The organism is Burkholderia sp. Tr-862, assembly GCF_011753085.1.
Classification (GTDB): domain Bacteria; phylum Pseudomonadota; class Gammaproteobacteria; order Burkholderiales; family Burkholderiaceae; genus Burkholderia; species Burkholderia ambifaria.
Window position 1 is genome coordinate 75,723 of sequence record NZ_VWWG01000012.1, and the last position, 6,272, is coordinate 81,994.

Consider the following 6,272-nt stretch of genomic DNA (forward strand, 5'->3'; position numbering starts at 1 on the left):
CAATCAACGTTATGTCCGATCCACAAATTATAGACTGGCCCGCCTGGACCGACTCGCCGCCCGGCCGCTATGTGCTGGGCTGGGAGCAGGCGCAGCTCGACCGGATCGTGTCCGACGTGTTCGGGTTTCACGCGCTCCAGCTCGGCCTGCCGCAGCTCGATGCGCTGCGCGAGAACCGCATGCCGTATCGCGGCCTCGTGCTCGATCCGGCGAGCGGCGCGAGCGCGCCCTACCAGTATCCGTGGGCACGCGAGGCCCGCGGGCCCGAACATGCGCCGACCGATCGCAGCACGACGTGGTGCGACCTCCTCGACCTGCCGTTCGAGTCGCAGAGCGTCGACCTGATCGTGATGCCGCACACGCTCGAATTCACGTCGGACCCTCACCGCCTGCTGCGCGAGGCCGAACGCGTGCTGATGCCGGAAGGCCAGCTCGTGATCACGGGCTTCAATTCGCTGAGCCTGTGGGGCATGCGGCAATCGTTCGGGCGCATGGCGAACCGCCCGTTCGTACCGGCCGCGCGCGACCAGATCGCGTTCATCCGGCTCAAGGACTGGATCAAGCTGCTCGGCTTCGATCTCGAGCGCGGCCGCTTCGGCTGCTACCGGCCGCCGCTCATCACCGACAAATGGCTTGCCCGCTACGGCTTCATGGAAGCCGCCGGCGACCGCTGGTGGCCGATCTTCGGCGCCGTCTACATGGTCACGGCCGTCAAGCGCGTGCGCGGCATGCGCCTCGTCGGCCAGATCAAGATGAAGAAGCCCGTGCTCGCGCCGGGCCTGACGCCGGCGGCCACCCCAACCACCCATCAAGAACGCTCATGACCACCGACACCATCGACATTTATACCGACGGCGCCTGCAAGGGCAACCCCGGCCCCGGCGGCTGGGGCGCACTGCTGCGCTACGGCGACCGCGAAAAAGAGCTGTTCGGCGGCGAGCCCAACACGACGAACAACCGCATGGAACTGATGGGCGTGATCGGCGCGCTCGAAGCGCTCAAGCGGCCGTGCCGCGTGATCGTCCATACCGACTCGCAGTACGTGCAAAAAGGCATCAGCGAGTGGATCCACGGCTGGAAGAAAAAAGGCTGGGTCACCGCGGCGAAGACCCCGGTGAAGAACGCCGACCTGTGGAAACGGCTCGACGCACTCGTCGTACAACACGAGATCGAGTGGCGCTGGGTGAAGGGCCACGCCGGCCATCCCGAAAACGAACGTGCGGACGCGCTCGCGAATCGCGGCGTCGAATCGCTCGTGGCCTGAACCCAGGCCGCCCTACTGTCTTTCCCGATTTATCCGACATGCGCCAGATCATTCTCGATACCGAAACCACCGGCCTGAACCCCCGCACGGGCGACCGCCTGATCGAAATCGGCTGCGTCGAGCTGCTGAACCGGCGGCTCACCGGCAACAACCTGCACATCTACGTGAACCCCGAGCGCGACAGCGATCCGGGCGCACTGGCCGTGCACGGCCTCACCACCGAGTTCCTGCGCGACAAGCCGAAGTTCGCGGAAGTCGTCGACCAGATTCGCGACTTCGTGAAGGACGCCGAGCTGATCATCCATAACGCGCCGTTCGACCTCGGGTTCCTCGACGCCGAATTCGCGCGGCTCGACCTGCCGCCGTTCACCGAACATTGCGGCGGCGTGATCGACACGCTCGTGCAGGCCAAGCAGATGTTCCCCGGCAAGCGCAACTCGCTCGACGCGCTGTGCGACCGGTTCGGCATCAGCAACGCGCACCGTACGCTGCACGGCGCACTGCTCGACTCGGAGCTGCTCGCCGAGGTCTATCTCGCGATGACGCGCGGCCAGGACAGCCTCGTGATCGACATGCTCGACGACGCAGGCGCCGATGGCAGCGCGGCGAACGGCCAGCGCGTGTCGCTCGCGTCGCTCGCCCTGCCGGTTCTCGCGGCGAGCGACGAGGAACTCGCCGCCCACCAGACCCAGCTCGATGAGCTCGACAAGTCGGTCAAGGGCACGTGCGTTTGGCGCACGTCCGCCGACGTGGACGCCGCCGAAGCCGCCTGACGCGGCATCCCGCGACTCCCGCAAGCCACGCGAGTCTCGAAAGTCCCGCCTGCAGCCGCACTTACGCGCGCGGCTGCAGCGCGATGACGGCCATCCCGCCAAGCGCGAGCACCGCGCCCACCGCATCCCAGCGCGTCAGCACGACGCCGTCGACCACCCGCAGCCAGATCAGCGCCACCGCGATATACACGCCGCCGTACGCCGCGTACGTGCGCCCCGCGGCGCTCGGATGCAGCGTCAGCAGCCACGCGAACAGCGCGAGCGACAGCGCGGCCGGCACCAGCAGCCACACGGGCCGCCCGCCCTTCAGCACGAGCCACGGCAGGTAGCAGCCGACGATTTCGGCCAGCGCAGTGACGGCGAACAGCGCCGCGATCTTCATCAGTTCGGTCATCCGGTTCCCTCGTGAATTCGCCCGTCGCCCGGCGGGCCGCGCGACCCCGCCGCGCGCCGCCGATCATACCGGAGCCGAGCGCGCCGGAACCCCCGCCCCACGCGGGATTCCGGGCAATTTGCACGATCGTCTGTCATCGTGCTATCATGTCGCCTGTTTCAACATTCAATCTCTGTCTATTCGATTTCGAGAGAAGTCCGTCCGCGCGTTGCGGGCCGGTGCTTCGACCGAAATTGCATCCACAGAAAAGCCCGCCCGACAGGCCCGCTTTTCTCGTTTCGTTGCCCCTCCGGGGCAGTTGCCGGAACGCCGGACCCCGTCCGCACCGGCATCCGCCGCTCGCATCACGCGGCCCATTCTTCATGAGCGCACCGTCGCGACGGCCCATCGGGCCCGCGTCGAAGCAATCCCTTACGGCCTCTTACCGCCCCATGTGCAGTAAGCGCTTAAAGGCTTGCCCCGACGCGTAGCACACGACATCGCGCTCGCCGGCAAACCGTGTCGGACGGCTCGCCCGTTCCGGCGCAGTCAAAGGAGTGCATGACCTTGACCGCAACACACGTCAGCCCGACCGCTGCTTCTTCCTCCGCTTCGTCCGAGGCCCCGCTCGCCGCGGACGACATTACCGTCGTCGACCAGAGCCTGCTCAAACGCGCCGTCAGCGCGATGGCCATCGGCAATGCGATGGAATGGTTCGACTTCGGCGTCTACAGCTATATCGCCGTCACGCTCGGCAAGGTGTTCTTCCCGTCCAGCAGCCCGTCCGCGCAGCTGCTCGCGACCTTCGGCACGTTCGCGGCCGCATTCCTCGTGCGCCCGCTCGGCGGCATGGTGTTCGGCCCGCTCGGCGACCGCATCGGCCGCCAGCGCGTGCTCGCCGCCACGATGATCATGATGGCCGTCGGCACCTTCGCGATTGGCCTGATCCCCAGCTACGGGTCGATCGGCATCATGGCGCCCGTGCTGCTGCTCGTCGCCCGCCTCGTGCAGGGCTTCTCGACCGGCGGCGAATACGGCGGCGCCGCCACCTTCATCGCCGAGTTCTCGACCGACAAGCGCCGCGGCTTCATGGGCAGCTTCCTCGAGTTCGGCACGCTGATCGGCTATGTGATGGGGGCCGGCGTGGTCGCGCTGCTCACCGCGTCGCTGTCGCAGGAAGCACTGCTGTCGTGGGGCTGGCGCGTGCCGTTCCTGATCGCGGGCCCGCTCGGCCTGATCGGTCTGTACATCCGGATGAAGCTCGAGGAAACGCCGGCGTTCAAGCGCCAGGCCGAAGAGCGCGAAGCGCAGGACAAGGCCGTGCCCAAGACGCGCTTTCGCGAAACGCTGCTGCGCAACTGGCGCGCGCTGCTGCTCTGCGTCGGCCTCGTGCTGATCTTCAACGTGACCGATTACATGGTGCTGTCGTACTTGCCGAGCTTCATGTCGTCGACGCTGCACTTCGACGAATCGCACAGCCTCGTGCTGGTGCTGATCGTGATGGTGCTGATGATGCCGCTGACGCTCGCCGCCGGCCGCCTGTCGGACAAGATCGGCCGCAAGCCCGTGATGCTGGCCGGCTGCGTCGGCCTGCTCGTGCTGTCGATCCCGTCGATGATGCTGATCCATGCGGGCACCACCGCGTCGGTGTTCAGCGGCCTGCTGATCCTCGGCGTGCTGCTGTCGTGCTTCACCGGCGTGATGCCGTCGGCACTGCCGGCGCTGTTCCCGACCGAGATCCGCTACGGCGCGCTCGCGATCGGCTTCAACGTATCGGTGTCGCTGTTCGGTGGTACGACGCCGCTCGTCACCGCGTGGCTCGTCGACGTGACCCACAACCTGATGATGCCCGCGTACTACATGATGGGCGCCGCCGTGATCGGCATCGTGTCGGTCGTCGCGCTCGCCGAAACCGCGCGCCAGCCGCTCAAGGGCTCGCCGCCGGCCGTCGCATCGCGTCGTGAAGCCCACCAGCTGGTGCGCCAGCTGCGCGAGGAAGAGGACACGGAGATTTACGGCGTCGTGTCGGCCGCCCGCGCCTGAGCGTCACAGATGAAAAAAGCCCCGGCCGAAGCCGGGGCTCGATCGAATCCGATCGGCCCGACCGGCGCTTGCGCCGGCCGGGCCTTTTTTTCGTCTGTGCGGCGCACGGACGTTCATGCGTGCGCTTCGCAGTCGCGGCAGAAGATCAGTGCGCGCGAACGCGACACGGCAGCCTGCGCGCCGCGCGCGGCAACAATCAGGCCGACCTGACCGAGATTGAAGTCGCGCTCGACCATCAGCTGCGTCAGCGCGGCAAGCGGCAACACGACGGACGGGTGGTACAGGCTCGATTCGATCAGGGCTCTCATCTTCGGCTCCATCAGGCAATGCGTATTCGATGGAGTGGATTCTAGGGACCGGGCGCATCCGGATAAATGGCACGAATGCGAAGTCACTTGTCAGCGGCCGAGAACAATCGGCCGACCCTTTGCCGGCGCGGCCGAGCGGGTGACGAGGGGCGACCGGGGGACCGTAAAACGGACGCACGCGCCGTGGTTGTGCGCACGCTGCGCCGGACGGCCGGGGAGAAAACGGGCGGCCGGGCAGTCGAGGACGGCCGGGTCAATCCGTGCCCGATGGCAGCACAGGTCCCGATGAGGCCACACGCACGCCGGTCGCGCCCCGCCCCCTCGATCCAGCGCCGCCGCGAGCGACGCCAGCTTCAGTCGAGCGGCGTCTCGACAAACGCCGGCAGCCCTTCCGCGCGCGCCGAATGCGCGGCGAGCGCCGGATAACGGGCCGGATCGATCCGCGCGAGCGCCGGGTAATCGGCGGTCATGAACTGCGTGAAACGCCATGCGACGGCGACGGTCACGTCGGACTGCAGCAGGCGCGCGCCGCCGAGCCAGCCGTTCGCGGCCGCGACGAGCGGCTCGAGTTCGCCGTACGCGGCCTCGAGCTGACTCAGCACGCGCTCGAGCCACGGTGCGTGCTGCTTGTCGGCCGGCCGCAGCGCCTGCTCGTACACGACCTGCACCGTCTTCTCGGCCGCCGCCAGCGCGAAACCGACCGGTACGAGCGCACGCAGTCGCGCGTCGGCGGCGTCGGGCAGCAGGCGCCGCTCCGGCGCGACGCGATGGTCGAGGTAGTCGACGATCAGCGACGAATCGATCAGCGTCGTGCCGTCGTCGGTCACGAGCGTCGGCGCCTTCACGACCGGGTTCAACGTCCGGAACCGGTCGAAGTGGCGGAACACCGAGACCGACTCGTGTTCGAACGGCAGGTCGAGCAGCTTCGCCGATATGGCGACACGGCGCACGAACGGGGAATCCAGCATGCCGATCAGCTTCATCGCAAACGCTCCGCTTGAGGGGGAATGGGAGCGACGACTGTAGCAGCGCCGTGCGTCGCCGCCTAGCGCGACGCGTGCCCGATGCATGCTTGATCCACGTCACCCGGTCACGTTTTTTTCGACACCCGCTGTGCGGCCGGAGTGACCATAATGCAGATTCACGCCCCTTCCGCGCCAAGGTTTGCCATGTGGTACGCCGTCGTCGAGCAGCAGCGGGAATGGATGCGCGCGTGGCGCGAAGCGACGCGTCATGCGTTCGACGTGTGGCCCGCCGCGACGCTGCCGCACACCGCGTCGTCATGCTATGACGACCTGTTCGAGCCGCTGCTCGGGCCGGCCGTGGGGCCGCCGCGCTTCGAGATCCGGCGGCCGGCCGTGGACGAGCGGATCGTCGCGCGCACGCCATTCTGCCAGCTGCGGCGCTTCGCGCGCGACGGCGCACGGCGCACGATGCTGCTGTGCGCGCCGCTCGCCGGTCACGCGGCCGTGGTGATGCGGGAGACCGTCGAGGCGCTGCTCGCGGACGGC

General features: G+C 67.8%; 7 protein-coding genes and 1 pseudogene. 5 read left to right on the forward strand and 3 right to left on the reverse strand.

Annotation, left to right across the window (positions count from 1 at the left end; translation table 11 throughout):
* Positions 1–11: 11 nt before the first annotated feature.
* Genes F3J14_RS06630 through dnaQ form a run of 3 tightly spaced genes read left to right on the forward strand, consistent with a single transcriptional unit; the run spans position 12 to position 2,037 of the window.
* Positions 12–824 (forward strand): class I SAM-dependent methyltransferase, encoded by an 813-nt coding sequence (locus F3J14_RS06630; protein ID WP_166722319.1) that lies wholly within the window; start codon positions 12–14, stop codon positions 822–824.
* Positions 821–1,264 carry a ribonuclease HI gene (gene rnhA, locus F3J14_RS06635; protein ID WP_006758689.1) on the forward strand — a complete coding sequence of 148 codons (444 nt, stop codon included), beginning with the start codon at positions 821–823 and terminating at the stop codon, positions 1,262–1,264. Before F3J14_RS06630 ends, rnhA begins: the two co-directional genes overlap by 4 nt.
* A gap of 38 nt (positions 1,265–1,302) precedes the next feature.
* Entirely contained in the window at positions 1,303–2,037 is a 735-nt protein-coding gene (gene dnaQ, locus F3J14_RS06640; protein WP_166722320.1) for a DNA polymerase III subunit epsilon, read from the forward strand.
* A gap of 61 nt (positions 2,038–2,098) precedes the next feature.
* On the opposite strand, the gene F3J14_RS06645 is transcribed toward dnaQ, so the two are convergent.
* Positions 2,099–2,431 carry a YnfA family protein gene (locus F3J14_RS06645; RefSeq protein ID WP_166722321.1) on the reverse strand — a complete coding sequence of 111 codons (333 nt, stop codon included), beginning with the start codon at positions 2,429–2,431 and terminating at the stop codon, positions 2,099–2,101.
* Between the two features lie 540 nt (positions 2,432–2,971).
* Between F3J14_RS06645 and proP the strand changes: the two genes are divergently transcribed.
* On the forward strand, positions 2,972–4,453 hold the full coding sequence (gene proP / locus F3J14_RS06650) for a glycine betaine/L-proline transporter ProP (RefSeq protein WP_166722322.1): 1,482 nt from the start codon (positions 2,972–2,974) through the stop codon (positions 4,451–4,453).
* 113 nt (positions 4,454–4,566) lie between these two features.
* Here the strand turns inward: proP and F3J14_RS06655 are convergent, their stop codons facing one another.
* Both F3J14_RS06655 and F3J14_RS06660 read right to left on the reverse strand, forming a co-directional pair.
* Complete coding sequence (locus tag F3J14_RS06655) at positions 4,567–4,773, reverse strand: hypothetical protein (RefSeq protein ID WP_034177371.1); 207 nt, start codon at positions 4,771–4,773, stop codon at positions 4,567–4,569.
* A gap of 341 nt (positions 4,774–5,114) precedes the next feature.
* The gene (locus F3J14_RS06660) at positions 5,115–5,744 is read right to left on the reverse strand and encodes a glutathione S-transferase (protein ID WP_166722323.1); all 630 of its coding nucleotides are present in this window, start codon (positions 5,742–5,744) and stop codon (positions 5,115–5,117) included.
* A 186-nt stretch (positions 5,745–5,930) separates the two neighbouring features.
* Between F3J14_RS06660 and F3J14_RS06665 the strand changes: the two are divergent.
* A pseudogene (locus F3J14_RS06665) lies at positions 5,931–6,272 on the forward strand (polyhydroxyalkanoate depolymerase); the annotation flags it as partial.